This window comes from Mycobacterium sp. NGS66, assembly GCF_059812225.1.
The window spans coordinates 79,779-105,115 of sequence record NZ_JCALCG010000004.1 but is presented as its reverse complement, the minus strand read 5'-3'; the positions used below and the strand labels follow the sequence as shown (position 1 = coordinate 105,115).

Sequence of the window (25,337 nt, the reverse complement as noted above, 5' to 3'; positions counted from 1 at the left end):
GAACATCCGCTTTGGTCAGCCGGTGATAAGGCTCCACAGCCCAGCCGACCCGGCGTGCACGGCGGCGCTGGTGACCCGATCGTCCCAATACCGGACCGTCCCGAACTCCGAACGCCAGGCGAGTGCCGCACGGGTGAACTCGTGCAACCGATGCTCCCGAGTGGTGCCCATCGCGCCGTGCACCTGATGGGCGTTGCGCACCACGACCGAGCCGGCGTGTCCCGTGCACGAACGCGCAACGGCCACAAGGAAATCGAGGTTCGACGCCGTCCAGTCGCTGGTGACCGCCGCGGTCAGCGCGGCCTCCGTCGCTGCGCGCCCGAGCGCCGCTTCGGCGGCGATATCGGCGATCAGGTGCTGTATCGCCTGGAACTTCGCGAGCGGACGACCAAACTGACTGCGTGACACCGCATGCTCGATGGAAAGCTGCAGGATCCGGTCGAGGGCGGCGCAGACCTGAATCGACCGCACCAGCGCCGACTTCAGGCGCAACCGGGCGACCAGGGGCGCCGCCACGGGTACGCCGTCCAGGGCGGCGATTTCGGCGGCAACGGAGTCACGCGGTTCGCCGATCAGGTTGGTTCCCCGGGTAATTCCGAGAGCCGCAGCCTCGACATCGGCGACACGATGTTGGTCATCCCGTTGCCAGACCACCACAATGCGGTCTGCTTCGCTCGCCCAGGGCACCGCGCTCGCCACGCCACGGTCGTCGAGCAGGCACACCGTGCGGATTGCGCCGTCACAATCCATACCGTTGGCATCCAGCAACCAGCAGGCCAGTAAGTCGTGCTCCGCCAACGGGATTCGTACGCCATGCCGCACGGCGGCGGCAAGCAGCTCGGCCGCCTCATACCAGCCGGCCCCACTGCCGCCAACCCGCTCGTCACCGGTCAGGCGGACCAGCCCAAGCTCGTCGAGCCGTCGCCAAAGCTCGCTGTCGCGTTCGCAGGGCGGTGCGGGCGAATGGGTTTGGCGATACTCGGCGAACACGGCGTCCATCATGTCGGCCAGGGCCGGGTCGACCGCCGGCGCAGCGAGCGTCATCGCAGCCCCAGTCCTCGGGCGATGACACCGCGCAGTATCTCGTTGGTTCCACCGCGCAGCGAAAAGCCGGGGCGCTGGTCTACCGCTGCCGTCACCAGCTCCGCGAACCGGGGATCCACCGGGCCGTAGAGGTCGGCGAAGTCGGCGATGTCGCCTTCCGTGGTCGTGCCGAGCACCTTGACCACCGCCGCGGGCACCCCGACCTCTGGGTCGTGCCGCTCCAGCGCGCTGGCCACCGCTGACGACATCCGATGTAGTCCGGCGACGCGCGCCACCAGGCGCCCCAGGTCGGCATTGTGCGAAATACGTTGCGCGGCCATGCTTTCAGTGGCCGCCGCGAGCAGCATGAAGGTGGACAGGAATCGCTCGGGTCCGCTGCGCTCAAAGCTGAGCTCCGACGTCACCTGCCGCCAGCCTTCGCCGATCTCGCCGAACACCATGCTGTCGGGCACGAACGCCTGGTCGAGGATCACTTCGTTGAAGTGGTGGGCACCGTTCATCGAGAAGATCGGGCGGATCTCGACCCCGGGGCCGCGCAGGTTCACGATGAACTGGCTGAGCCCGGCGTGCCGGTCCTCGGGGTCCACCGGTGCGGTGCGGGCCAGCACGATGAACGCGTGCGCGAGGTGCGCGCCGGACGTCCAGACCTTGGTGCCCGACAACGACCAGCCGCCGTCGGCACGTGTCGCCCGGGTGCGCACACTGGCCAAGTCCGAACCGGAGTCCGGCTCGCTCATGCCGATGGCGAAGAAGCATTCCCCGCCGACAATGCGTGGCAGGAACTCCGACTTCTGCGCCTCGGTGCCGTATTTGAGCAGCGACGGCACGATCTGGCGGTCGGCGATCCAGTGCGCCGACACGGGCGCTCCAGCCGCCAGGAGTTCCTCGGTCACGACGAACCGGTCCAGGAATGAGCGTCCGTGACCGCCGTATTCGACGGGCACCGTCATGCCCAGCCAGCCCCGCGCGGCTAGCGCGGCACTGAAGTTCTCGTCCCAGCCCGACAGCCAGGCATCGACCGTCGGCGTGAACGCACCGGCAGCGAGTTGCTCGGCGAGGAATTGCCGGACCTCGACTCGCAGGGCTTCCGTCGACGCAGCGTCGACGCTGGCCGGCGGCACCAACCGGGGCAGCGTCACTGCGTTCGCCACTTCGCGATGCGTTGCTGGTGTTCGGGATCGCGGTGGGCCAGCGATTGCATGGACGCGGCCATGCCCAGCGTCGACTCGAGCGAACCGGTCCGTGACTCTTGCAGCAGTCGTTTGGCCATCCGCAATGCGTGCGACGGGTTCTTGGCGATGCGCTCGGCGAGTTCGTGCGCCCGGGGCAATAGCTCGTCGTGCGGCACCACGCGGCTGACGAGACCCCAGTCCAGTGCGGTTGCCGCATCGATGCGGTCGCCGGTGAACGTCATCTCCGCGGCGCGTTCATAGCCGATGGCCCGTTGCAAAAACCAGGTGCCGCCGTCGCCGGGAATGAGGCCGAGTTGGACAAAGCTTTCCGCGAACGAGGCGCGCTCGGATGCGATCCGGATGTCGCACATCATCGCCAGGTCGCAGCCCGCGCCGATCGCGGCGCCGTTGACGGCTGCGATCAACGGGACCTCGAGCAGTCCCAATGCCCTTGGGATGCGCTGGATTCCGTCGACGTATGCGTGACGCTGGTCTAGCGGGCTCAGGCCGAACATGCCGGCCTGCTGGGCCATCTCCTTGACGTTTCCGCCGGCGGAGAAGATCTTGCCTTTCCCGGTCAGGATCACCGCGCGGACGCTGGTGTCGGCGTTCGCGTCGTCGACGGCGGTTTCGAACGCGGCGATGAAGTCTTTGCCGGTGATAGCGTTGCCGACTTCGGGCAAGTTGATGGTCCAGACCTGAGTCGGTCCGCTGGTTGTGATGTCGAGGGGCAAGCTCATGCCGGTAACTGTAGGGACTCCGTCTGGGCGGTTAAGTCGCGCCGTCTCCTCGAGAGTGTCCCGCTGAGTAGACACGACGCGCTGACCGCGGCGGAATGGCGTCGATACTCGCTGACATGGGCAGCCGCGCAGCTCTGGATCCTGACCAACTGCGGGCCAATCTGCGCCAGGCCGATCCGGGCGTCCTGGTTGCGGTATTGGCGCAACTCACCGGCGACCATGCCGTGGTCGACCGGTTCGCAGGAAAAATCACTCATGTGCCCAATCCGCCGGAGCAGGCCGGCGTCACCGATCCCGAGACAACGGAAGCACTGGTCGACGGCGTAGTCGGCGCGCTGCACCAGGATCGGCCGCGGTTGTTCGGCGATGACCCCGACCTGTTCGCCCGGATCGCGCCGGTGGCGCTCGGGGGGCCCGTCGGCACCGAATATCTCCCGCTGCTGATGGAGCAGGGGGGATTTCAGCCAGCACAGCCGGTACTGCCGCGCACCGCGAAGCTTCCCGACGATTTCCGCGTCGCGATCATCGGCGCGGGCATCTCCGGGCTGACCGCCGCGCTGGAATTGGTCGACGCCGGCATCGAGTGCCAGGTCTTCGACCGCAACGACGAGGTGGGCGGCACCTGGTACACCACCACCTACCCAGGCATCGGCGTGGACACCCCGTCGGCCTACTACTCGCTGTCCCGCGATATCAAGGGCGACTGGTCGAGTTACTACCCGCTGGGGGCGGAGTACCAGGCGTACCTGGTGTCGGTGGCCACCAAGAACGGGCTGCGTGAGCGCACCCGGTTCGGCACCGAGGTTGAAGCGTTGTGGTGGGACGACCGGCGCCGGCAGTGGCAGATCCATGCCGTCGGCCCGGGCGGCACCCGAGATGTGAGTTACGCCAACGCGGTGATCCCCGCCGCGGGTTACCTGAACCGGCCGCGCTGGCCGGATCTGCCCGGCCGCGGCACGTTTTCCGGAGTGGAAATCCATTCGGCGCAATGGGATCCCGGGCTGGACCTGACCGGCAAGCGGGTCGGCATCATCGGCGCGGGCTGTACCGCGGTACAGATCGTCGATGCGTGCGTCGACCAAGTGGCGCACCTGACCGTGTTCCAACGTCAGCCGCACTGGGTGGCGCCGCGGCGGCGGCTCTCCGACGACGTCCCCGACTATCAGCGCTGGCTGGGCACCCGGCTGCCGTACTACGCCAATTGGATTCGCCTCAAGTCGTTTTGGGGGACGGCGGACAACAATTACCCGGTGATCCTGCGCGATGCGGCCTGGGCGGCTGAGCATCTGTCGATCTCGCCCGCCAACGACGTCTTGCTGCAGATATGCCTGGACTACATCGACCGGGCTTTCGGGGCCGGCAGCGAGCTTGCCCGCAAAGTCACGCCCGACTTCGCGCCCTACGGCAAGCGGATCATCCGCGATCCCGGCGGGTATTACGCGGCGCTGGCGCGCGATCACGTCGATGTTGAGGTCAGCGAGCCGGCCCGGGTCAACCGAAGGGGCATCGTGACCGGCGATGGCCGCCAAATCGACCTCGACGTCATCGTCTACGCGACCGGCTACTACCTCGATTTCCTTTCGACCGTTGACATTCGGGGCCGTGACGGTAGGAAGCTGGCCGATGAGTGGGGCGACAGTCCGCGTGCCTACCGCGGCGGGACCGTGCCTGGTTTCCCGAACCTGTTCATTTCGTCGGCACCCAATTACAGCCCCGGACACGGGGCGGGTCACAACTTCGGCGTCGAGGTGATGGTGCACTACGTCATGGAATGCCTGCAGTTGATGGCGCTGCGGAAGGCCACCGTGATGGAGGTGACGCGACGCGCCTACGACGAATACGTCGCCGACATCGACGCAACGATGGCCGGAACCGTCTGGTGCCATACTCCGACGGCGCATACGTACTACCGCTCGGGCGGGGGCCGGATCGTGACCGCGTTCCCGTATCGCCTGGTCGATGTGTGGCACAGCCACCGGGCACCGATCGAAGAGCATTTCGAGTTGCGATGACCGGAATGCTCAGCGGCAAAACAGCTTTGGTCACCGGCAGCAGTCGGGGCATCGGGCGGGCCATCGCACGACGGTTGGCGGCCGAGGGAGCCACGGTGGCGATCACCGCTCGGTCGCACGTTCCGTCGTCGTCAGTGCGAGCCGGCGCGACGTCGATCCTGCCGGGGACCATTGGCGAGACGGTCAAGTTGATCGAGGCTGCCGGCGGTCGAGCCTTCGGGGTGGCGGCCGACCTCGAGGACCCGGAGCAGCGCGACGGGCTGGTTGCCGAGGTGCTGGACCGCACTGGCCGTCTCGACATCCTGGTCAACAACGCCGGTTTCGCCGACTACGCGTTGGTCGAGGAAATGAGCCTTGCAACTTTCGACCGCACCGTGTCGCACTATTTGCGAACTCCCTTTGTGTTGACGAAAGCCGTTGTGCCGCAGATGCGTAAGCAGGGTGCGGGGTGGATCGTGAACATCGGCTCCGTCACCGGCGTCGCGCCGGCCCGGCCATACCGGCAGTACAACAAGACCGCGGGTGACGTGGTCTACGCGTCGATCAAGGCCGCGCTGCACCGATTCACCCAGGGTGTGGCCGCTGAGTTGCTCGACGCCAACATCGCCGTCAACTGCGTCGGTCCTTCGACGGCCGTCCACACCCCCGGGGCAGCGCAGCTGATTCCCGAGGGCTTTCCGACCGAGCCGGTGGAATACCTGGCCGAGACCGTGCTGGCGATGTGTCACCGGCCCGCCGCTGAGCGCACCGGACTGGTCGCGTTTAGCCTGCACTATCCGTGGTCGCAGCAGTTGCCGGTGCACAGCCTGGACGGCACAACCTTGCTGCCGCCGCTGGCCCCACCGGCCTCCGCCAATCCCAACATCCCGTAGTGGGCGAGCAGACGCAAAAGCTCCCCAAAACCCGTGATTTCGGGTGCTTTTGCGTCTGCTCGTCAGCTCAACACCGGATGGTCGATGGCGCAGAAGCTGTGGCAGATGCGGTCGCGGACGATCACATCGGTGGTCTCGGGGTCGAACCAGCGGTCGACCACGGCCCAGTGGATCGGGTGCATCAGGTAGGGCCCCAGCACAGCTTTGACGTCGGAGAACTCTTGCTCGAACACATGTGTCCAGCACGTGCCCCCGACGTGCTCCACTACCCGGCTTAGCTGCCAGGCACGAATTGTCGAAATATAGCGCGGCATTGAGGACAGCTCACGTTCGAAGCGGGCAACCGTTTCGTCGTCGGCGTCTGGCTGGACACGCAATAACAACGTTCGGTAGACCGTTCCCGCAGTGTCGCTGCAGTCTCGTGGCTCACCCCGATAGTTCGCGCCGTTGATGCGGGTCACGGTCGGGCCAGAAAGCAGTGCATCGAATCTGTCTGCTGCGCAACGCCAGCCGTCCTCGCCGCTGAAGCGCAGGTGCACCAGGATGTCACCGCCGTTCCGGGAGCCCGGCAATGTCTGCCGCACGACCCAGCGCAGTGCCTCGGTTTCGGCCGCGGCGGAACGCAACATATCGATCATCCGATGGCGATCAGCGTCGACCACGTCGATCAATCTCGTGACGCTATACATCACACAGAACGTCCACGTCCTGAGCGGCCGCGGCGAAGGAGCGGGAGCGCTCCTGTACCAATTCGCTTATCTGCGACCACCATTGGCCCAGGCTCGGGTCCAGCCGACCCATCCGTGTCATCTCCCACCACGCCTGTGGAGAGGGCAGTGTCCAGGTGATGGTGACGGTATTGACCTGATCCTCGAACCAGATCGGCGGGCTGACCAGTATGTCGCGCAGGGTCATACCGCGGTCGCGCGCGCCTGGCGTGTACTCGGCGAGGTAGGCGTCGACGAACCGTCGCGCGCAGCCGGGCCGGGTCACCACTCGGTCGATCACGAACACCTCGCCGCCGGCCCCGCGACCGAGATTCACGCGTATTGCAGGGCAGGACGCGGACGGTGGGGCAGCAGCGGGCGCAACGGTTGCAGGGTCGGCGCGACCCGCTGGGGGCCGTCTTCCACGGTGCGCCAGATTCCCATCGCGGTCATGCGAACCGGGGCGGTCAGACGCTGATCGAACTTCATCCGATTCACCGGGCCGCACACCGACACCGCCGCGACGGCCTCGCCCGGACTTCCGATCGGGGCTGCGACGCAACCGAATCCGAGGAGGGACTCCTCGCGTTCGAACGCCACTCCGTGCGCCCGTACCTTCGCCAATTCGATCGCGAGTTGGGAGTTGGTGGAGATGGAGTACTTGGTCTTGCGCACCCGCAGGTCCACTTCGGCGTCGTCGTTGTACGCCAATATCGCCTTGCCGAGGGCGCTGCAGTGCGCGGGCTGACGACCGCCCACTCGGCTGGGAAGCGCTCCCACCACCCGGTCGCCGACCTTGTCGAGGTACACCACGTCGGATCCGTCCAGGACCGCGAGGTGTACCACAAGTCCGGTGGCACGGTGCAATTCGCCGAGCAGCGGCCGGGCGGCCCGCACCAGGCGGTCCTGGTGCACGGCAAGCGAACCCAGCTCCACCAGGCGCATGCCGAGCTCGTAGTTGCGGCCGTTGCGGCGCAGCCAGCGCAGCTGCACCAGACGCTCGAGCATTCGATGCGCCGACGAGCGCGGCAACCCGGTGCGTCGGACGATCTGAGCCAACGTCAGCCGGCCCGGGCCTTCGAACGCGTCGAGGACCAGCGAGATGCGATCGATGACGGCGCTGGGGGTGGCTGATTCGACTGCCGCGGCGGTGGTCCCTGACATCGGTACTCCAAAGGATCGACTATCTGACTTGTATATTCCTAATAGGAATATATCAGTTTGTATCACATTAGGCTCGTGATGTCACGCATCTCACCGAAAGTCCTCGGCCCGAGTCGTCAGCTCGAGTAGGCCGGCCCTTCGGCGAGCAGGTGCCGCCGTACCAGCTTGCGCCAGCGTCGTTGCCGGTAGCGGAATATCCCGGCTGCCGCCGCGGCCACCACGGCGGTGGCCCGGCCGGCGTCGATCTCGAGGGTGTCGCTGTAGCGGCACGAGTTATCGCCGAGCGATTCGACGTGCAGGGTGTGGTTCCAGGTTTTCAGCATGCCGCCGTGCTCGTGGGTGCGCACCGTCTTGGTGGCCTCGTTGACCTCGACGATTTCGATCGTGTGCCGGTAGGCAGGTACCAGATGGAAAGCGACCAGCCATCCGGTACCGCGCTCGCCGACGCGTAGCGGCTCGGAACGTCCGGACAGAGCGGGAAAGCCGAACAGGCCCTTGCACACATAGAGAAACGTGGCCGGTGACAACATCGCCGTCCAAACCCGGTCGGCGCTGGTGGGCAAAATTGTTTCGAGGTGAACGGTTCGCACGGCGACTCCTGGGGCATCGGTTAGGTTACCCTAATTTTGCTGGTCACCGCGTTGGTTGACTACTCGCTTTCGGGAAGGGGATCTGCCATCGCCCCGACGGATCGATTCCGGCAGCGCAAGCAGCCCAAACAGGAACGTGCCGAGAAGACCAGGCGACGGATCCTGGATGCGGCGGCTCACATTTTCGCCGAGCACGGCTACGCCGCCGGGACCACCAACCGCATCGCCGAGCAGGCCGGGGTTTCGATCGGGTCGCTGTATCAGTACTTCCCGAACAAGGACGCCATCCTGCGCGCGCTCATGGACGCCCACCTCGACGCCGGAACTCGACTGCTCGGCGAGCGGCTGGCTGAGGGACTGCCGCAGGGACTCGACGACACCTTGCGGGTGTTCGTGCGCGCGACCATCGACAACCACCGAGACGACCCCCGGCTGCACCGAGTGCTGTTCGAAGAGGCTCCACGGGCACCGGCGCTGCTCGCGCGACTGCACGAAATGGAACACCGGGCCGTGGATGCGACGGTGCAGTTGCTCGAGCAGCATCCCGATGTGCACACCGGCGGCAGGCTCCGTGCCCGCATCGTGGTGGCCACCATCGAGTCGCTGGTCCACCGACTGGTCACGTCGGACACGCCGGTGGACCCGCAACAGCTCGAAGACGAAATCGTCTACCTGCTCGCCGGCTATTTGCGCTCGGGCTGATTTCGCGCCGCCGACCGGCCGGCGCGGCGAACGTAGAAGCTGCCCGTCACAGCCGCATCGCCGCGGGCATCTCGCCGACCCACTGGTGACCCCAGTAGCTGTCGGCCGTGATTTCCTCTGCGGTGTAATAGGTTTCGTCGACTCGCATACCGTCGGTGCCGAACTCGATGTCCCAGTCGCCGGGTGCCCGGACGTAGAACGACACCATCTTGTCGTTGGTGTGGCGCCCCAGGGTCGACGACAGTTGGAAGCCTTCGGCGTTGACGCGGTCCAGCGCCTGACCCACCGCGTCGAGGGTGTCGACCTCGACCATGATGTGCACGAGGCGCGGGTCGCGCTGGTGTGCGGCCGGGACAATCGCCAAACTGTGGTGTCGCTGGTTGATGCCGAGGAAGCGCACCCGCACCGGGCCGAACTCTTTCGGCAGCGGAACCCGGAAGGCACCGCGAGAACGGAAACCCAATACGTCGGTGTAGAAGTCGAACAGCCCGTTCGGATCGGTGGCGGGCAGCACCACATGGCCCAGACCTTGATCGCCGGTGACGAACTTCGCCCCGAACGGCGTGATCACCGGGCTGTGGTCGAGCACCGCACCGTGAAACACCTCGAGGGTGGTGCCGGCCGGATCCTCGAAGGTGATCACCTCTTCGACGCGGCGAGCCTCGGCCTCATCGACGGACAGTTGCTTGAAGGCCACTCCGGCGCCGTCAAGCGTTGCCTTGACGCGTTGCAGGGCAGCGTGATCGCGCACCTCCCAGCCCACTGTGCGCACCCGGTCGGTCTCGCCGGGGACGACGATGATCCGGGCCGCCCGCTCGTCCATCCGCAGGTACAGAGCGGACGGATCGGGGCCTTTACCCTTCGCGAAACCCAACACATTGAATGCGAACTGCCGCCAGCGGTCGATGTCGTTGGTCGAAATGGTAATGTAGCCAAGGCTTTTCAGGTCAGTCACCAGGTCCCCCTAGATCAAGGCCCGAAGCGGACCCTGCGGCGGATCGATGTCCAGCGAGCTCAAGGCCGATGCGTGGTAGACGGTGCCCGGGACGTGGATCGCATGTAGGTGGCCCACATGCACGTCCCGCCAATACCGTTGCAGCGGCTTGTCCATGCGTGCTGCGTTGCCGCCGGAGCGGGCGAAGATTTCGTCGACGGCCGACACCGCCCGCCACACCGCACGAACCTGGGTACGACGGCCGGCCGCGCGGTCGGCGAAGGACACCTCCTTGCCGGCCGCGACGATGTCGTAGATGCGGTCGACGTTGGCCAACAGCTCTTGTCGGGCGGCGTTGATGTCGGCCGCGGCCTCGCCGATGGCATACATGACGTAGGGGTCGTCCTTGATCGCTGTTCCGGTAGCCCCGACCCGCTCCCGCTGGTAGTCCAGGTGTGCGGCCAGCGCGCCCTCGGCGATGCCGATGGTGGCCGCCGAGATGCCCAATGGAAACATCGTCGACCAGGGCATCAGATACAGCGGTTCAGTCATGCCGGCCTCCCGTTGGGCGGTGCCGTCCATCACCTTCGTCGCGTCCATCGTCCGATAGGCCGGGACGAACGCGTCCTTGACGACGACGTCCTTGGAGCCGGTTCCGCGAAGCCCCACCACATTCCACGAGTCCTCGACGATTTCGTAGTCCTTGCGCGGCAGGATCATGTGCAGCATCTGCGGCGGCATCAGTGGAACACCATTCGCATCACCGAGCATCGCGCCCAGGATGATCCAGTCGCAATGGTCGGTGCCCGAGCTGAACTGCCAACGGCCGTTGAAGATATAGCCCCCGTCGACCGGCTTGGCCACGCCTTGCGGCGCATACGGCGATGCCATCCAGGTGTCGACGTCGTCGGCCCAGACCTCGGCGGGCACCTTGGGGTCGGCGTAGGCCAACTGGTAGGGATGCACGCCCACCACGCCGCCAATCCAGCCGGCGGCTGGGTCCAGCGCCGCAGTGGCCATCACCGTCTCGGCCCACTCGCGGGGGTGGGCCTCGAAGCCGCCGTACTGCTTGGTCTGCAGCAGCCGGATCAGCCCGGCCCCTTTCATCATCTTCACGGACTCGTCGGTGAGCCGGCCGATCCGCTCAGCTTCCGCGGCTTGCTCGCGAAGCTGGTCGGCCATCGCTGCAACCTGGTCAAGTACCCGCTCGGTCATGGTGTCGTCCTTACGTGTGTGGGCTTGTTAATGGTGTACCGCAGCCCGCCTGCGGCCCGGCCGGCACTCCCGGTGAGTGGACGAAATCCAGTTAGGACGTGCCTGAGGATCAAGCCGTCTCGCGGGTAGGCCCACATCCCCGCTCGCCCGACGGCAGGGAATTGTCGGCCAGATTGTCCGGTCATCGGGAGGGGGCCGGGTGGGCGTTGACAGAAGGCCCTACCGTGAGTGCTTGTGAAGAACGCCTCTCTGGACGTGGTCGTGGTGGGCGCCGGGTTCGCCGGCCTGTACGCCCTGCACAAACTGCGCAGTCAAGGGCTCACGGTGCGGGTGTTCGAGGCCGCGCCCGAGGTGGGCGGCACGTGGTACTACAACCGTTATCCCGGCGCGCGGTGTGACGTCGAGAGCGTCGACTACTGCTACTCGTTCTCCGACGAACTGCAGCAGGAGTGGAACTGGACCGAGAAGTACGCCACCCAAGCCGAGATCCTCAGCTATCTGAACTGGGTCGCCGACAAGCTCGACCTGCGCCACGACATCGAGTTCAACACCCGCGTGGTCTCGGCGGTGTTCGACGAGAACACCCTGCGCTGGACGCTGACCACCGACGACGGAAAAGCGGTTGCGGCACGCTTCTGTCTGATGGCGACGGGCCCGCTGTCGGCCGCCCTGACGCCCGACTTCCCTGGGCTGGACACCTTCGCCGGCAAGATTTACCACACGGCCGCCTGGCCGCACGAGCCAGTGGACTTCACCGGTAAACGGGTAGCCGTCATCGGCACCGGATCCTCCGGCATCCAATCGATTCCGATCATCGCCGAGCAGGCCGCACACCTATACGTCTTCCAGCGCACACCCAACTACAGCGTCCCTGCCGGCAACAAACCCTTGTCCACCAACGAACTCGACGACATCAAGGCCAACTACGCCCGGCGACGGGAACTGTCGTGGCGCAGCGGCGGCGGTTCACCCCACATCACCGCCGCCAAGCCGACGCTGGAGTACACGCCCGAGGAGCGCCGCGCGGCGTTCGAAAAGCGTTGGCAATTGGGTGGAGTGCTGTTCTCCAAGACCTTTCCGGACCAGATGATCGACCCGGCGGCCAACGAAGAGGCAAGAAAGTTCTACGAAGAAAAGGTGCGCGCCGTCATCGACGACCCCGCGGTAGCAGAATTGCTGATTCCCAACGATCATCCGATCGGAACCAAGCGAATCTGCACCGACAGCAACTACTTTCAAACTTTCAACAAGCCCAACGTGTCGCTGGTGAGCGTGCGCAGAACTCCGATCGAATCCGTTGACGCCAGTGGCATCAACACCACCGACAGACACTATGACCTCGACGCCATCGTGCTCGCAACCGGTTTCGACGCGATGACGGGCGCATTGGCGAAGATCGACATCGTCGGACGGGCCGGTGCCAGCCTGCGGGACCACTGGCAGCACGGACCGCGCACCTATCTGGGACTGGGTGTCGACGGATTCCCCAACATGTTCATGATTTCGGGACCGGGAGCTCCGGCGGTGCTGGCGAACATGGTGCTGCACGCCGAAGCGCAGGTGCACTGGATCGCGGACGCCATCAGATACTTGGACGAGCACGGTTACGCCGCAATCGAAGCCACCACGCAGAGCGTCGACCAATGGGGCGAGGAATGCGCCCGGCGGGCCGAGGCGACGCTGTTCACCAAGGCGAACTCCTGGTACATGGGCGCCAACGTGCCGGGCAAGCCGCGGGGCTTCATGTTGTTCGTCGGGGGGTTCGCGACGTACAACGACATCTGCGCCGAGGTCGCCGACGCCGGCTACAAGGGATTCGACGTGGTCAAGAAACCGTAGTCACCGCTTCGGCCTGCTCGACCGGCTTATCAATGGGATCGGGCCACGGGGAAGGAACCGGCCGCTGCCGGACCCGCTGCGGCCACCAGAACCACTTGCCCAGCAACGCGGCGATGGACGGTGTCATCAGTGACCGCACGATGAGGGTGTCGAACAACAGACCCAGCCCGATGGTGGTGCCGACCTGCCCGATGACCGTCAGCTCGCTCACGGCCATCGTCATCATCGTGAAGGCGAACACCAGGCCCGCGGAAGTGACGACCGAACCCGTGCCGCCCATCGAGCGGATGATCCCGGTGTTCAGGCCGGCGTGGATCTCCTCCTTGAACCTGGACACCAGCAGCAGGTTGTAGTCAGCGCCGACGGCCAGCAGGATGATGACCGACATCGCCAGGACCATCCAGTGCAGTTCGATGCCGATGAGGTGTTGCCAGATCAGCACGGAAAGCCCGAAAGACGCACCCAGCGAGAGCAATACGGTGCCGACGATGACCGCCGACGCCACCACGCTTCGTGTGATGATCAGCATGATGATGAAAATCAAGCACATCGAAGCGATTCCGGCGATCAGCAGGTCGTAGTTGCTGCCGTCCTGCATGTCCTTGAAGGTCGCCGCCGTCCCGCCGAGGTAGATCTTCGAGCCCTCCAACGGGGTGCCCTTCATGGCTTCGTAGGTGGCCTTCTTTATCGCATCGATGTGCGAAATGCCTTCTGGCGTCATCGGATCACCATCGTGGCTGATGATCATCCGCACGGCGTGCCCGTCGGGGGAGAGGAAGTTTTTCATGCCCCGTTTGAATTCGGGATTGTCAAAAGTTTCCGGCGGCAGGTAGAACGAATCGTCGTTCTTGGACGCGTCGAAAGCCTTGCCCATGGCGGCGGAGTCGCGCTGTGCCCGCTGTTGCTGTTCCAGCAGACCCTTCTGGGTCGAATACATGGTCAGCATCATCGTTTTCATGTTCTGCATGTTCTGGATCATCTCGGGCATCAGCGCCACCATCTGGGGCATCAACGTGTCGAGATGGTCCATCACCGGCATCAGGCTCTGGATGTCGTCGGTCATGGTGTCGACGCCGTCGAGGGCATCGAAGACCGAACGCAGTGACCAGCACACCGGGATGTCGAAGCAGTGCTTCTCCCAGTAGAAGTAGGACCGGATGGGCCGGAAGAAGTCCTCGAAATCGGCCATGTGGTCCCGCAATTCGGCGACGTCGAGGGTCATGGCGTGCATCTTGCCGACCATCACGTGCATGTCGTCGGCCATCTGCTTGGTGATGCTCTGCATCTTCAGCATGCTGTCGATGGTCGTCTGCATCTCGTCGGCCTGACGCTGCATGTCGGCGATCTGATCTTCCTGGTACTTCTGCGTCATCTGCTGGCTGACGCCCTGCATGCTGATCTGGAACGGGATCGAAGTGTGCTCGATCGGCGTGCCCTGGGGCCGGGTGATCGCCTGCACGCGACTGATCCCGGGAACCCGGAAGATCGCCTTGGCGATCTTGTCGATGACCAGGAAATCCGCGGAATTGCGCAGATCGTGGTCGCTTTCGATCATCAGCAGTTCGGGATTCATCCGGGCCTTGGAGAAGTGCCGGTCGGCGGCCGCGTAGCCGGCGTTCGCCGGCAGATCGGCGGGCAGGTAATTGCGGTCGTTGTAATTGGTCCGGTAGCCCGGCAGGGTGAGTAGGCCGACCAGAGCGATTCCGATCGTCACCACCAGAACCGGGCCCGGCCAGCGGACGACGAGCGCGCCGACCTTGCGCCAGCCCCGGATTCGTTGGGCGCGTTTGGGTTCGAGGGTCTGCCGGAAGCGCGATGCCACCGAAATGACCGCGGGGCCAAGGGTCAAGGCCGCGAACACCACCACCACCATGCCGATGGCAAGCGGGATGCCCAGCGTCTGGAAATACGGCAGGTTGGTGAAGTGCAGGCAGAACGTCGCGCCGGCGATGGTCAAACCGGACCCGAGCACGACATGCGCCGTGCCGTGAAACATGGTGTAGTAAGCGTCTTCTCGCGATTCGCCGACCGCCCTGGCTTCCTGATATCGCCCGATCAGGAAGATCGCATAGTCCGTGGCCGCCGCGATCGCCAACGTGACCAACAGGTTGCAGGCGAACGTGGAGAGCCCGATGATCTTGTAGAAGCCCAGGAAGGCGACGGCACCGCGGGCGGCGGCCAATTCAAATACGACCATCGCCAACGTGAGCAGCACCGTGACGATGGACCGGTAGACCATCAGCAGCATTGCGATGATCACCAGGAACGTGACGGCCTCGATCATCTGTAGGCTGCGGTCACCGGCCAGATGCTGGTCGGCTTCCAGCGCCGACGGACCGGTGACATACGCCTTGACACCGTTGGGGGCCTTGGTGCCTTTCACGATGTTCTGGACAGCCTCGACCGAGTCGTTGGCCTTGGTCTCGCCCATGTTCCCGACGAGATAGACCTGGACGTAGGCGGCCTTGCCGTCGTTGCTCTGCGCGCCGGGCCCGGTGAGCGGATCGCTCCAGAAGTCTTGAACGTGCTCAACGTGTTTGGTGTCTGCCTCGAGCTTCTTGACCATCTGGTCGTAGAAGGCATGTGCGTCGGCACCCAAGGCATTCTGGCCCTCGAGCACGATCATCACCGAGCTGTTGGACTTGTACTCGTTGAACACCTCGCCGACGCGCTTGGTCGCGATCACCGACTGGGCGTCGTCGGGACTCATCGAGACCGAGCGCAGCTTCCCGACCTCGTCGAGCTGGGGGACGACGACGTTCAGCGCCGCGATGAGCGCGATCCAGCCCAGGATGATCGGCACGGCGAAGGTGCGGATGAAGTGTGCGATCTTCGGCCGCGCCGCGTGCTTGGCGGCCGGGATGCGATCGGTGGGCGCGTCGTGAGTGGGAGCGCTCATGCGGATTTCACCAAGCAGGAGGTCAGGGCGTGCACGCCGGTGGATGTTTGCTCGTCCTTGATTTCGTCGTCGACGGTGATGCGGCAGCCGAGGTAGTCACCGTCGCTTTGCGCCGAGATGTTCGGGAAGACCGACGGGGCCGTGGTGCTCAGCACCAAGGTCCAGGGCAGCGGCGCGCCGTCCAACCGCCGCGGCTCGGCGCTGAGATCCAGGTAGTTGACGTTGGCGCGGCTCGCCGAACCGAAGATCTCGTACTTGACGACCTTGGGTTTGAACGGTTTGGAATCGTCCACCTTTGCGCTGGTCAAGGTGTCGGCGTTGTCGGCGCCGTAGAAGGACTTGACCCGTACCACCGCGAAGCCGCCGATCACCATCACCGCCACGATCAGCAGCGGCAGCCAGGCATTACGCAAGACTTTGGCCATCGCCACCTACGCGGTCCTTTCCCGGCCACGAACTGCCCACGCGGTCGTCGTGATGTACTGCTGGTTCGGGATGCTTTGGGGCACAACAAATGCGCCGTCGGGTGACCCGGTAGGTGCGGCAAGCATGCTTCGCGTCGCCGAGGCACAGTGGAAAACCGCCGCCCGGACCATGCATACATGATCTGCATATTTTGCAGACCATGCAAGTTTATGTGTTTCCGGTCACGCCGTCATTTCGTGAAGATGCTCTTGACCAGCGCGGCGGCGTGCTCGACGTAGGGCATCGGCGTGTCGTCGGCATCCCCCGGATCGCTGCTGGACCAGCGTTCGATGCCCGAACGCACCGCCGTCAACGCCAGCGCGGAGATCAGCGCGGGCATCTCGCTGTCGGCCGGCATGTCTTGGCGCTTGGCGACGATATCGGTCAGCTGCGTCTGAAAGCGCTCCAGCTCGGCCAGAAATGCCGCCAAAACCGCCGGCGTGGTTTTGGCCAGATCGAGCATGCATACGGCCTGCTCGCGTTCGGGGGGCATGTCTCGGAGATGGTGCGCGGCCAGGGTGATCAGTTCAGCCAAGACAACCGAATAGGGCGCGGGGCCAGCCGCCACGAATTCGTCAGCCAGCTCGGCCGGCAGGTCGGAGGGGCCGTAGGCGATGGCGGCCTCTTTGTTGGGAAAGTAATTGAAGAACGTCCGAGTCGAGATGCCGGCCTGGCCGCAAATTTCCTCGATCGTCACCTTGTCCCAGCCGCGCGCCTGCGCCAGCCGCACCGCGGCCCCACGGATGTCGGCGCTGGTCTGCCGGCGACGCCTTTCGCGAAGGCCGATCTCATTCGCCATGCCTTCATAGTTGCACGAACTGCACACTTCGCTGGCCCACTATGGCGAGCGTCGACACACTACCCGCGTGACAGGAAGCCCAAAACCGTGCTTTCGAACGCCTCCCTGGCCTCGATCATCGCCCAGTGCCCACACCTCGGGAACACGTGGAGTTCTGCGTTGGGAATGGTGCGCATCGGGATGAGCGCCATGTCGGGCGGGCTCACCCTGTCGTCGCGCCCCCAAGTCAGCAACGTGGGAGCGGCCACCTTGTGCATCACCGCCCACGGCATCGGGGTGTCGGCGGCCTCCATCGCCGATGTCATCGCCGCGAACGCCGCCTTTCCGTACATGCGGCGCGCGGCGGCCAGCGTCGTCGGGTCGGTTGCCAATTGCCAACGCTCCTCGACCAATTCGTCGGTAATCACCGTCTGGTCGTACACCATCGATTTGAGCCAGTCGACGAGCCGTTGCCGGGTGGGATCCTCGGTGAATTCCTGTAGCAGCCGAATGCCCTCGCTGGGGCTGGGGCTGAAGATATTGGTGCCGACGCCGCCGATGGTCACCAATCGGTCGATGCGATCGGGATTGCGGATCGCGAAGTTGATTCCCACGCCGCCGCCCATCGAGTTGCCGACGATGCTGACCCGCTGCACGCCGAGTGCATCGAGAAACGGAACCACCGTGCGTTGCGCGGTGACCATCGGATGCCCCCCGAAGTCGTCGCTGACGCCAAAGCCGGGGAATTCCAACACCAAACACCGGAAATGCTCGGCGAATGTCGGCAGTATGCCGCGGAAGTTGCGCCAGCCGGTGACACCTGGGCCGGAGCCGTGCAGGAACAGCAGTACGGAAGGCTCTGCCGCGTCGGGGCCGCAGTCGTAGTAGCGCAAAACGCCGGCCGGAGTGCTGATTTCACGAAGATCCCGCTCGGGGTCCGGCGCGACGACGGCGTCGCGTTCAGGAATGTTGGTCACGAATGCCACCCTGCCATGCCGCGCCCGTCAGCCGATGTCCGCGTGGCGGGAGAGGAAGTCCACAACCGCCTGCGCGAAGACGTCGTTGCGGTCGCCGGCGACCATATGGCCCGCGCCGCGGACATCGACGAACTCGACCTGTGGGAAACGCGAAAGGAATTCGTCGGCCCGCTCTTGACTGACCAGGTCACTCACCTGCCCGCGCACCAGCAGCATCGGCACACCGTCGCGCAGGATGGCTTCGACGGCGGCGTGCATGCGGTCGGCGTCGGTCACCTCGATCGGCGGGAAAGGTGAACTGCCGCTAATGAATTGGGGATCCCAGTGCCAGTACCAGCGATCGCCGCGGCGGCGCAGGTTGGTGCGCAGACCATCGAGATCGGTGGGGCGGGGCCGATGCGGGTTGTATTCGGCGATCATGTCGGCGACTTCGTCCAGCGAGTCGAATCCCGACGCCACCCGGTCGGCCATGAACGCGTGAATCCGGTTCGCGCCGGACGGGTCCATGTTGGGCACGATGTCGACCAGGACGACCGCGCTGGCGATACCGGGCGACAGCTCGCCCGCGAGCAGCATCGAGGTGAATCCGCCCAGGGACGCACCGACCAGCACCGGTCTGGCCGGCAATCGGCGCAGCACCTCGCGGACGTCGTTGGCGAAACTCACCACCCGGTAGTCCCCGTCGGTGGACCAGTCCGATTCGCCGTGACCCCGCAGGTCGACGGTGACCGCCTGCCAGCCGCGCTCGGCCACCGCGGTCGCCGCCCGGCCCCACGAGCGACGGGTCTGACCGCCACCGTGCAGGAACACCACCGGGCGCGCGCCGGCATCACCCAGGCGATCGCAGACAATGCGGACGCCGCCGGGGCCGTAGGTGGAGAACAGTTCCGGTGTGGTCGTCACTCATGGGATGGTAGGCGCTGGCCTTGCCCGTCGGACCCGCCCCCGGCGTCGTCAGCGCATCCAGGTGCCGTGATCAACCGGCGGCGCCGACGCCAGCAACTTGGGCCGGAAGAACAGCGAACCCGCGACCGCCCGGTTGCGCAGCGCTGCCGCGCGCCAGGTGTGCACCGGGTGCGAGTTCAACATGTTGGCCAGCCAGACGAAGAATCCGGTCTCGGTGCTTGCCCGGTCGGCCATCGCGTCGAAATCAACCGCCCTGAGCAGGTATTTCCCGGCGCTCATTACGCCGATGGCCCGGGCGGCTCCGGTGGGCCGAAGCGCATACCCGTGATTGTCGGCGGTGTATTCCATCGATCGTGACAACGAATGGCCGAGGAATGGGATCTTCATCGCCAGCTGACTCAGCTGGCGCCAGTAGGACGCGTGGCCGGCAGCGATGTGGCCGACCTCGTGGCCGATGACGAATGCCAGCGCTTCGGGATCGCGGGCCTGGCCGCCGATCTCGAACAGGTCGCTGTAGACCACCACGTACCGGCGGAATCCATGTCCGCTCGCGAAGGCATTGATTTTGCCGTTGCCCAGCACGACGTAGGCGTCTGGCACCTCGGCGAGCCCAAATCGTTGGGCGGCCTCGACCACCAGCCAGTAGCCCTCGGGGAACTGGGTGGGCGACATCTTGACGCCGTTCACCCGCTGCATGCCGAAGGTCAGGCCGCGGCCAAGGTACAGCAACACCGGAAAGAACAGAAGCGAAAGCCATACCGCGCTGACGTGGCCCGAGAGCACTACGGCGATCGCGAGGAGATAGAGCACGACGTTGGACGCGATCAACAGGACGAGAAGTCCGATCTCCCAGGGGTGGCGGTGGGGTTGCTCCTGGTAGGGCACGTGCGGGTACTCGTGTCCCGGCAATTGCACGGTAGTCATGGCTGCGCTGGACTCCCTCTGTGAATGTCGTTTCTCCCGGTTCTGGCCGGGCGACTTCACAGTCCGGGCGCGCCCTTGAAGGATCCTCCGCAAATTCTTGATGGAACGCTCATGGCGCGAGAGGCCGATTCGTCCATTCCCGGCCGGCGCGACGCGACGAGCGGAACCAGCCGCCGGCGGCCCCGGTACCGCCGTCAGTCGGGATGGTGTGGCCGGTGACGAATCCGGACAGCTCGCAGGCCAAGAAGAGAATCACCCGGGCCTGGTCCTCCGGCAATCCATCCGGCCGACCGGAACCCATTGCGGCCACTGCGCCTGTTCGTCCGGCGACAGCCACTGCGAGTAGGGCACCTGCAGCGACTCGGTGACGTCCGGGCCGATTGCGTTGACCCGCACACCGTCACGACCCACCTGGACGGCGAGGCTGCGGGTGAAGTGGACGACGGCCGCTTTGAACGCGGCGTAGACCGGATCCTCCGGATAGCCGCGCAGCCCTTCGACCGAGGAGACGTTGACGATCGCGCCCGCGTGCCGGTCGATCATCGCCGGCAGAAACGCGTGGGTGACCAGGAAGACGTGCTGCAGGTTGATCCGGTAGAGCTCGTCCCACAACTGGGGGTCGGTGTCGACGAAGTTGCCCGGATGCCGCAGCCAATGGCCCACGTTGTTGACCAGCACGTCGACCCGGCCGTAGCGGTCCAGCACGGCTCCCGCCAAGCCGCTGACCTGATCGGGCTCGCGGACGTCGACGGCCAGGGCCAGCCCGCCGATCTCATCGGCGACCGCCTGGCCCCGCCCGGCGTCGATCTCGGCGACGACCACCCGGGCGCCGTGCCGGGCGAACAGCCGCGCGGTCGCTGCGCCGATGCCGCCTCCGCCGCCCGTCACCACCGCGACCCGATCGGCCAGCAGCTCACCTGCGTCGACGCTCACAGGCGGCCGACGGCGAAATCCGCGGCCTGACCGACCATGCCGTTGAACGGATACGCGCCGTGCTGTCGGTCCGGCGGCCCACCGGGAGCACCGTCGCAGATGTTGTCGCCGGGAGCGCACAGGTCGATGGTCTTGCCGGCGAACTGCGGGCCGATGACGATCGGCGGCGAGCCGAACGTGCGCAACCAGTTCGGTGACGGTTTGCCGAACAGCGCGACGGCTGCGACGTGGTTGGCCGCGTCGCCCGATACGCCGCCCGACGTCATGTTGCCCGTCACGGCCGCGCCCTGCGAGTAGCCGCCGACGATCATTCTGGTGTTCGGGCAGCTGGCCGCCATGGACTGGATGTGCCCGCGTTCGTCGCCGACCCCGGCGTTGAAGGTGCCGCGGAAACCGGGGTTGCCGAAGTCCCCGCTGGCGGGGTAGTTGACGCCATACTCGCCGACCGACCTGCCGCCGGCCCGCCCCCGCACTGCGTTGACGAACGCTCCGCCGACCCCTCCGACACCGGGTGGCTCGCCGGTGCCGCGAGCAAAGATCACCTCGATGTCCGGGCAGGCCTGGGCGGACGCGACCTGGACGGGCCCGCCGAATAGCGCCAGCGAGGTCGTCGTCACCACGGCCAACGACGCTCTCAGCCGGAACGCGCGGCGGCGAAGATCGATCATCATGGGCTGTCTCCATCACTGTGCAGCCGCACCAGACGCGTGGTGCTGCTCTCGTCCAGGTCGACGATGTCGCTGCGCGAGCGCAGGAAGTCGCTGAATGACTTGAACCCCAACGACTTTTCGCTGAACGACGGGTTCATCCGCTTCATCTGCGCCTTGACCACCGAATTGTGCAGCCAGTCAGCGTCGTCTTTCTCCTGAGCGATTCGAAGCGCGCGTTCGAGCAGGCTGGTGGCCGCGGCCTGCGGGTCAGGCGGCGCCGGCTCGTCCTCGGGTTCGGTGGTGGCGTGCCGGCCGCGCTTCTTGGGTTGGCGCACCGGCGTGCTCTTGGTCGGTATCCCGGGCAGAGTGTCGTACGTGACGAACTCGTCGCAGGCCGCGGCCAGCGACTGGCTGCTGGCACCGGCCACGCCGATGCCGACGACATAGCGGCCCAGGCGTTTGCAGCGCTGGGCAAGGGCGATGTAGTCGGAGTCGCCGCCGACGATCACCACATGGGTCAGGTCGGGCAGCCGGAACATGTCCTCGACCGCGTCCACCGCCAGGCGGATGTCGGCGCCGTTCTTGCCATAGACGGTCGCCGGAAACAATTGCACGAGGTCCACCGCGCGGCCGACGAGTTGGCCGTGGTACCGGGCATTGACATCGCTGGACCAATCCGCGTACGCCCGGGTGAGCACCAGCGTGCCGAACGACGAGGCGAAATCCATGACGGCGCCCAGGTCCACCGTCGCCGCTTCCAGCCGCTCGTTTTCCAGGCCCTTGGCCTTGTCCCGTTGGAATGCGTTGCGACCGTGCACCCGGTCGTAGTGCGAGATGACGATGTTGTCGAAATCGAAATAGACGGCAACACGGTCCGCACCGGATTCGGTCATTCGGTCATCGTGCGCCTCACCGCCGGATTTCATCAAGCACCGTCGTCGCGATCGAGAAGTAGTGTTTGCGACTATTACGAACGTTCTGCGCCAAAAGTTCGGCGGATGCGGCAAAGGGGCCCGGAATGGATTTCGAACTCGACGCCGGCCAGCGTGCCTGGCTGGACGAGGTCCGCGAGTTCCTCCAGGCCAACGTCACCGCGGAGTTGCGGGCCGAACTCGCCCAGCGTGATCTGGAGTGTCCCGACGGCGAAGTCGCGCGATTTCGCCGCAAGATCGGCGAGAAAGGCTGGTTCGGGCTGAACTGGCCGCCCGAATACGGCGGCTTGGGCCTCGGCGCTGTCTATCAGCACCTGCTGATGAGCGAATTCGAATACTGGGGCGTGCCCGGACCGGACCTGACGGTGACTTCAGTGGCGCCGATGATCATGCGGCACGGCACCGAGCAGAACAAATCCGAATGGCTGCCCCTGATCGCCAAAGGCGAAATGATCTGCGCCGTGGGCTATTCCGAGCCTGAAGCCGGCACCGACTTGGCCAATTTGCGCACTCGTGCGACACGCGACGGCCAGGAATGGGTGATCAGCGGCACCAAGATCTGGAACAGCGGGGCACAGCGTGCCACCCATGAATGGCTTTGTGTGCGCACCGATCCGGCCAGCGCACGCCATCGCGGAATCTCGGTGATCATCGTCCCGGTCGACAGCCCGGGCGTGGAAATGCGCCCGTTGTACGCGTGGTCGGGCTATCGCACCAACGAGGTGCATTTCCGCGACGTGCGGGTGCCGCTGACCAACCTGATCGGCGAGGTCAATCAAGGCTGGACATACATCACCGCAGCGCTCGACCTAGAGCGTGGGGCGTTGACCAACGCCGGTGATCTGCGCCGGGCGGTGGACGACTTGCGCGAGCTGGCCGGGCGCCCGCGGCGCGACGGCACGGTGCCCGCGCACAGCGCGGTACTTCGGCGGCGCCTGGCACAGGCCGAGGCCGACGTGGAAGTGGCCACGCTGCTGGGCTACGAGGCGGCGTCGATCCTCGACACCGGCGTCATCCCGACGGTAGAGGTCAGTGTCGAGAAGGTGTTCACCAGTGAGTTGCGCCAGCGCATCGCCGATTTGGCGCTCGATCTGCTCGGCCCGGACGGCTTGTTGGCACACCGCAGCGCCGAAGCGCCGCTGGCCGGCAAGTTCGAACGGCTCTACCGCTCGGCGCCGTTGATGCGGTTCGGCGGCGGCACCAACGAGGTGTTGCGCGACATCATCGCCCAGCGCGGTCACGGGCTGCCTGCGTATGGACGTTGACCGATGAGAGCCATACCGACCGCCGAGCAACGTGAGTTCGGCGCGAGTTTGTGTGCCCTGCTGGCGGCGGAGAATCCGGTGCGCCTGGTGCGGACGTTGAATGAGCCCGGCGCCGACCGCAGCACCCCGGCGCTGTGGAAGGCGCTTGCCGACGCGGGCGTATTCGGGCTCGCGATCGCCGAGCAGTACGGCGGCTCCGGCGGCTCACTGGACGATCTCGCCGTTTTCTACACCGAGGCCGGTCGCGCGCTGTGCCCGTCGACGGTTTATAGCACCGTGCAGGCCGCGCTAGCCGTCGACCAACTCGGCACCGCCGATGCCCGCGCTGCGTGGCTGCCGGCGCTGGCAGCCGGCGATGCTCGCGGGACGACGGCGCTGTGGAGTGCCCGCGACGCGGCCGTCGTATCGGCCGTGCTGGACGCCGAAGCCGTCTCGCGTGGCGGATGGCGGCTGCGCGGAATCGCTGATTACGTCGCCGACGCCGACGTCGCGGACCTCATCGTGGTGTCGGCCGCCGCCCCCGAAGGCGCCTTGGTCGTCGTCGTCGATACCCGCACGGCCGGGGTGAGCATCGAGCCGCTGCCCACGGCCGGTGGGCATCGGGCATTCACAGTGCGGTTCCATGGCGTGCTGGTCGGTCCCGACGCGCTTGTCGACTGCCGTGTTGCCCCGTCGGCGCTGCGCCGGGTGGCCAACACCGCGGTGGCGTTGGGGTCACTCGACCTGGTCGGGGTCGGGCAGGCGGTGTTGGGGCGCACCGTCGACTACGTCAAAATGCGTCACCAGTTCAGTCGGCCGATCGCGTCGTTTCAGGCGGCCCAGCATTTGGTCGCCAACATGCACATCGCCTTGGCCGCGGCGCGATTGGCCGCGCACTCGGCGGTCTTTTGGATAGCGCGCGGCCGCACGGCGACCAGGGAGACGGCCATCGCACGCATGCACGCGGCGGCCGCGGCCAGGCTGATAACCCTGGATGCCCATCAATTGCACGGCGGCATCGGCTATGTGACGGAGACGGATCTGCACTTGTGGACCGAACGGGCGCGCATCGGTTCGACCTTCGGCGGCGGAGCCGACGTCGCCGCGGCATGGCTGGAGGAAGGCAGTGATTAGCGAGCAGTCCCTGATCGACGCCGAATCGGCGGCACGTGTGGGCACCGTCGCCGCCTCCGCGACCGGCGAGGTCAATCGACGAGACTGGCAGCGTTGGGCCGCGGCGGTCGGCGACCACAACCCGCTCTGGTTCGATCCGGATTACGCCCGCGCCAATGGCTTTCGCGACATCGTCTGCCCGCCGCTGTTCGTGCAGTATGCGGTGCTCGGTGTCACTCGTCTGGACGGGCTGCGGCCGGACGGTTCCTCCGGCGCCGCCTCGGGCAGCCTCGCGTTTCCCCGGGCTCCCAAACGGATGGCCGCAGGCGAGAGTTTCGCCTTCCATTCGCCGGCCTATCACCGCGACCAGATCGAGATGGTTCGCACCATCGAGTCGATCGTCGAAAAGCAGGGTCGCTCAGGCAGATTCGTGCTGGTCACCTGGCGCACGGTGTATCGCAATCAACATCGCGAGCTGGTGGCCGAAGCGTCGACGTCGATGATCGCCCGGCCATGAGGCGCACC

The 25,337-nt window shown here is 65.8% G+C and carries 24 protein-coding genes and 1 pseudogene; 7 read left to right on the top strand and 18 right to left on the bottom strand.

Annotated elements, in window-relative coordinates:
- Positions 1 to 15: 15 nt before the first annotated feature.
- Genes AC5Y2L_RS10450 through AC5Y2L_RS10440 form a run of 3 tightly spaced genes read right to left on the bottom strand, consistent with a single transcriptional unit; the run spans position 16 to position 2,956 of the window.
- Positions 16 to 1,044, bottom strand: coding sequence for an acyl-CoA dehydrogenase family protein (locus AC5Y2L_RS10450; RefSeq protein WP_499935595.1), 1,029 nt, complete (start codon positions 1,042 to 1,044; stop codon positions 16 to 18).
- Positions 1,041 to 2,183 carry an acyl-CoA dehydrogenase family protein gene (locus tag AC5Y2L_RS10445; protein WP_499935791.1) on the bottom strand — a complete coding sequence of 381 codons (1,143 nt, stop codon included), beginning with the start codon at positions 2,181 to 2,183 and terminating at the stop codon, positions 1,041 to 1,043. The genes AC5Y2L_RS10450 and AC5Y2L_RS10445 overlap by 4 nt, the downstream gene beginning before the upstream one ends.
- The gene (locus AC5Y2L_RS10440; RefSeq protein WP_499935594.1) at positions 2,180 to 2,956 is read right to left on the bottom strand and encodes a crotonase/enoyl-CoA hydratase family protein; all 777 of its coding nucleotides are present in this window, start codon (positions 2,954 to 2,956) and stop codon (positions 2,180 to 2,182) included. The genes AC5Y2L_RS10445 and AC5Y2L_RS10440 overlap by 4 nt, the downstream gene beginning before the upstream one ends.
- Positions 2,957 to 3,072: 116 nt before the next feature.
- On the opposite strand from AC5Y2L_RS10440, the gene AC5Y2L_RS10435 reads away from it, so the two are divergent.
- Together AC5Y2L_RS10435 and AC5Y2L_RS10430 are read left to right on the top strand one after the other, a co-directional pair.
- Complete coding sequence (locus AC5Y2L_RS10435; RefSeq protein WP_499935592.1) at positions 3,073 to 4,968, top strand: flavin-containing monooxygenase; 1,896 nt, start codon at positions 3,073 to 3,075, stop codon at positions 4,966 to 4,968.
- Entirely contained in the window at positions 4,965 to 5,840 is an 876-nt protein-coding gene (locus AC5Y2L_RS10430; protein WP_499935591.1) for an SDR family NAD(P)-dependent oxidoreductase, read from the top strand. The genes AC5Y2L_RS10435 and AC5Y2L_RS10430 overlap by 4 nt, the downstream gene beginning before the upstream one ends.
- Positions 5,841 to 5,902: 62 nt before the next feature.
- Here the strand turns inward: AC5Y2L_RS10430 and AC5Y2L_RS10425 are convergent, their stop codons facing one another.
- From AC5Y2L_RS10425 to AC5Y2L_RS10410, 4 genes are all read right to left on the bottom strand, one after another.
- On the bottom strand, positions 5,903 to 6,529 hold the full coding sequence (locus AC5Y2L_RS10425; RefSeq protein WP_499935590.1) for a Dabb family protein: 627 nt from the start codon (positions 6,527 to 6,529) through the stop codon (positions 5,903 to 5,905).
- Positions 6,522 to 6,884 (bottom strand): hypothetical protein, encoded by a 363-nt coding sequence (locus AC5Y2L_RS10420; RefSeq protein ID WP_499935588.1) that lies wholly within the window; start codon positions 6,882 to 6,884, stop codon positions 6,522 to 6,524. Before AC5Y2L_RS10420 ends, AC5Y2L_RS10425 begins: the two co-directional genes overlap by 8 nt.
- Complete coding sequence (locus AC5Y2L_RS10415) at positions 6,881 to 7,711, bottom strand: IclR family transcriptional regulator (protein WP_499935587.1); 831 nt, start codon at positions 7,709 to 7,711, stop codon at positions 6,881 to 6,883. The genes AC5Y2L_RS10420 and AC5Y2L_RS10415 overlap by 4 nt, the downstream gene beginning before the upstream one ends.
- Positions 7,712 to 7,827: 116 nt before the next feature.
- Positions 7,828 to 8,301 (bottom strand): Rv1443c family protein, encoded by a 474-nt coding sequence (locus tag AC5Y2L_RS10410; RefSeq protein ID WP_499935585.1) that lies wholly within the window; start codon positions 8,299 to 8,301, stop codon positions 7,828 to 7,830.
- Between the two features lie 39 nt (positions 8,302 to 8,340).
- Here AC5Y2L_RS10410 and AC5Y2L_RS10405 point away from each other — a divergent pair, with 39 nt between their 5' ends.
- A complete protein-coding gene (locus AC5Y2L_RS10405) occupies positions 8,341 to 9,003 on the top strand; it encodes a TetR/AcrR family transcriptional regulator (protein ID WP_499935789.1) in 663 nt (220 codons plus the stop codon).
- A 46-nt stretch (positions 9,004 to 9,049) separates the two neighbouring features.
- Here the strand turns inward: AC5Y2L_RS10405 and bphC are convergent, their stop codons facing one another.
- On the bottom strand, positions 9,050 to 9,958 hold the full coding sequence (gene bphC, locus AC5Y2L_RS10400) for a biphenyl-2,3-diol 1,2-dioxygenase (RefSeq protein WP_499935584.1): 909 nt from the start codon (positions 9,956 to 9,958) through the stop codon (positions 9,050 to 9,052).
- Positions 9,959 to 9,967: 9 nt separating this feature from the next.
- Complete coding sequence (locus AC5Y2L_RS10395) at positions 9,968 to 11,152, bottom strand: acyl-CoA dehydrogenase family protein (protein ID WP_499935582.1); 1,185 nt, start codon at positions 11,150 to 11,152, stop codon at positions 9,968 to 9,970.
- A 228-nt stretch (positions 11,153 to 11,380) separates the two neighbouring features.
- Here AC5Y2L_RS10395 and AC5Y2L_RS10390 point away from each other — a divergent pair, with 228 nt between their 5' ends.
- Positions 11,381 to 12,991 (top strand): flavin-containing monooxygenase, encoded by a 1,611-nt coding sequence (locus AC5Y2L_RS10390; protein ID WP_499935581.1) that lies wholly within the window; start codon positions 11,381 to 11,383, stop codon positions 12,989 to 12,991.
- Here the strand turns inward: AC5Y2L_RS10390 and AC5Y2L_RS10385 are convergent.
- From AC5Y2L_RS10385 to AC5Y2L_RS10345, 9 genes and pseudogenes are all read right to left on the bottom strand, one after another.
- Complete coding sequence (locus AC5Y2L_RS10385) at positions 12,978 to 15,890, bottom strand: MMPL/RND family transporter (RefSeq protein ID WP_499935580.1); 2,913 nt, start codon at positions 15,888 to 15,890, stop codon at positions 12,978 to 12,980. The genes AC5Y2L_RS10390 and AC5Y2L_RS10385 overlap by 14 nt on opposite strands.
- The gene (locus tag AC5Y2L_RS10380; protein ID WP_499935578.1) at positions 15,887 to 16,315 is read right to left on the bottom strand and encodes an MmpS family transport accessory protein; all 429 of its coding nucleotides are present in this window, start codon (positions 16,313 to 16,315) and stop codon (positions 15,887 to 15,889) included. Before AC5Y2L_RS10380 ends, AC5Y2L_RS10385 begins: the two co-directional genes overlap by 4 nt.
- A gap of 230 nt (positions 16,316 to 16,545) precedes the next feature.
- Positions 16,546 to 17,154, bottom strand: coding sequence for a TetR family transcriptional regulator (locus AC5Y2L_RS10375; RefSeq protein WP_499935577.1), 609 nt, complete (start codon positions 17,152 to 17,154; stop codon positions 16,546 to 16,548).
- Positions 17,155 to 17,213: 59 nt separating this feature from the next.
- Positions 17,214 to 18,101, bottom strand: a complete 888-nt coding sequence (locus AC5Y2L_RS10370) for an alpha/beta fold hydrolase (protein ID WP_499935787.1) — start codon at positions 18,099 to 18,101, stop codon at positions 17,214 to 17,216.
- A gap of 36 nt (positions 18,102 to 18,137) precedes the next feature.
- Positions 18,138 to 19,013 carry an alpha/beta fold hydrolase gene (locus tag AC5Y2L_RS10365; protein WP_499935575.1) on the bottom strand — a complete coding sequence of 292 codons (876 nt, stop codon included), beginning with the start codon at positions 19,011 to 19,013 and terminating at the stop codon, positions 18,138 to 18,140.
- 51 nt (positions 19,014 to 19,064) lie between these two features.
- Positions 19,065 to 19,940 carry a M48 family metallopeptidase gene (locus AC5Y2L_RS10360; RefSeq protein WP_499935573.1) on the bottom strand — a complete coding sequence of 292 codons (876 nt, stop codon included), beginning with the start codon at positions 19,938 to 19,940 and terminating at the stop codon, positions 19,065 to 19,067.
- A gap of 109 nt (positions 19,941 to 20,049) precedes the next feature.
- Positions 20,050 to 20,873: pseudogene (locus AC5Y2L_RS10355) on the bottom strand (SDR family NAD(P)-dependent oxidoreductase).
- Positions 20,870 to 21,544 (bottom strand): cutinase family protein, encoded by a 675-nt coding sequence (locus AC5Y2L_RS10350; RefSeq protein ID WP_499935571.1) that lies wholly within the window; start codon positions 21,542 to 21,544, stop codon positions 20,870 to 20,872. The pseudogene AC5Y2L_RS10355 and the gene AC5Y2L_RS10350 overlap by 4 nt, the downstream one beginning before the upstream one ends.
- Positions 21,541 to 22,416 (bottom strand): NYN domain-containing protein, encoded by an 876-nt coding sequence (locus AC5Y2L_RS10345; protein ID WP_499935570.1) that lies wholly within the window; start codon positions 22,414 to 22,416, stop codon positions 21,541 to 21,543. The genes AC5Y2L_RS10350 and AC5Y2L_RS10345 overlap by 4 nt, the downstream gene beginning before the upstream one ends.
- Before the next feature lie 125 nt (positions 22,417 to 22,541).
- On the opposite strand from AC5Y2L_RS10345, the gene AC5Y2L_RS10340 reads away from it, so the two are divergent.
- Genes AC5Y2L_RS10340 through AC5Y2L_RS10330 form a run of 3 tightly spaced genes read left to right on the top strand, consistent with a single transcriptional unit; the run spans position 22,542 to position 25,329 of the window.
- The gene (locus tag AC5Y2L_RS10340) at positions 22,542 to 23,720 is read left to right on the top strand and encodes an acyl-CoA dehydrogenase family protein (RefSeq protein WP_499935568.1); all 1,179 of its coding nucleotides are present in this window, start codon (positions 22,542 to 22,544) and stop codon (positions 23,718 to 23,720) included.
- Between the two features lie 3 nt (positions 23,721 to 23,723).
- The gene (locus tag AC5Y2L_RS10335) at positions 23,724 to 24,833 is read left to right on the top strand and encodes an acyl-CoA dehydrogenase family protein (protein WP_499935567.1); all 1,110 of its coding nucleotides are present in this window, start codon (positions 23,724 to 23,726) and stop codon (positions 24,831 to 24,833) included.
- Positions 24,829 to 25,329, top strand: a complete 501-nt coding sequence (locus tag AC5Y2L_RS10330) for a MaoC family dehydratase (protein WP_499935785.1) — start codon at positions 24,829 to 24,831, stop codon at positions 25,327 to 25,329. The genes AC5Y2L_RS10335 and AC5Y2L_RS10330 overlap by 5 nt, the downstream gene beginning before the upstream one ends.
- The last annotated feature ends 8 nt before the right edge of the window (positions 25,330 to 25,337 follow it).

Coding starts and splice junctions, on each gene's coding strand:
- AC5Y2L_RS10450 (WP_499935595.1), bottom strand. CDS start 1,044: ATGACGCTCGCTGCGCCGGCGGTCGACCCGGCCCTGGCCGACATGATG.
- AC5Y2L_RS10440 (WP_499935594.1), bottom strand. CDS start 2,956: ATGAGCTTGCCCCTCGACATCACAACCAGCGGACCGACTCAGGTCTGG.
- AC5Y2L_RS10435 (WP_499935592.1), top strand. CDS start 3,073: ATGGGCAGCCGCGCAGCTCTGGATCCTGACCAACTGCGGGCCAATCTG.
- AC5Y2L_RS10430 (WP_499935591.1), top strand. CDS start 4,965: ATGACCGGAATGCTCAGCGGCAAAACAGCTTTGGTCACCGGCAGCAGT.
- AC5Y2L_RS10425 (WP_499935590.1), bottom strand. CDS start 6,529: ATGTATAGCGTCACGAGATTGATCGACGTGGTCGACGCTGATCGCCAT.
- AC5Y2L_RS10415 (WP_499935587.1), bottom strand. CDS start 7,711: ATGTCAGGGACCACCGCCGCGGCAGTCGAATCAGCCACCCCCAGCGCC.
- AC5Y2L_RS10395 (WP_499935582.1), bottom strand. CDS start 11,152: ATGACCGAGCGGGTACTTGACCAGGTTGCAGCGATGGCCGACCAGCTT.
- AC5Y2L_RS10385 (WP_499935580.1), bottom strand. CDS start 15,890: ATGAGCGCTCCCACTCACGACGCGCCCACCGATCGCATCCCGGCCGCC.
- AC5Y2L_RS10380 (WP_499935578.1), bottom strand. CDS start 16,315: ATGGCCAAAGTCTTGCGTAATGCCTGGCTGCCGCTGCTGATCGTGGCG.
- AC5Y2L_RS10375 (WP_499935577.1), bottom strand. CDS start 17,154: ATGGCGAATGAGATCGGCCTTCGCGAAAGGCGTCGCCGGCAGACCAGC.
- AC5Y2L_RS10360 (WP_499935573.1), bottom strand. CDS start 19,940: ATGACTACCGTGCAATTGCCGGGACACGAGTACCCGCACGTGCCCTAC.
- AC5Y2L_RS10350 (WP_499935571.1), bottom strand. CDS start 21,544: ATGATGATCGATCTTCGCCGCCGCGCGTTCCGGCTGAGAGCGTCGTTG.
- AC5Y2L_RS10345 (WP_499935570.1), bottom strand. CDS start 22,416: ATGACCGAATCCGGTGCGGACCGTGTTGCCGTCTATTTCGATTTCGAC.
- AC5Y2L_RS10340 (WP_499935568.1), top strand. CDS start 22,542: ATGGATTTCGAACTCGACGCCGGCCAGCGTGCCTGGCTGGACGAGGTC.
- AC5Y2L_RS10335 (WP_499935567.1), top strand. CDS start 23,724: ATGAGAGCCATACCGACCGCCGAGCAACGTGAGTTCGGCGCGAGTTTG.